This is a genomic window from Virgibacillus sp. 7505 (assembly GCF_002272135.1).
Classification (GTDB): Bacteria; Bacillota; Bacilli; order Bacillales; family Amphibacillaceae; genus Terribacillus.
Window position 1 is genome coordinate 1 of sequence record NZ_NPBF01000225.1, and the last position, 255, is coordinate 255.

A 255-nucleotide genomic window follows, 5' to 3' on the forward strand; every position below is an offset into this window, starting at 1 on the left:
GCAATAAGAGGGCCGCCTGTATTAAATTTGTATTTCCGTTGTTCATCCGTAATGACTGCCCATTGCGTCACTTCCGAACCTGTTCCGGCAGTGGTTGGAACAGTTGCCAATGGTGGAATTCGCCGTTCAAGCGGCTTCTTGCCCTCTGCTGCTTCGTAATCAAGGACTATGCCTTCGTGTGTCACTTCCACGCCAATTGCTTTAGCTGTATCCATAGAAGAGCCGCCGCCGACAGCCACTAAGCCGTCGCAACGA

General features: G+C 51.8%; 1 protein-coding gene. It reads right to left on the reverse strand.

Annotation, left to right across the window (positions count from 1 at the left end):
• Positions 1-255, reverse strand: a 255-nt coding sequence (locus CHH91_RS18715) for an iron-containing alcohol dehydrogenase (protein WP_141234231.1), incomplete at both ends; no start/stop codon positions are given.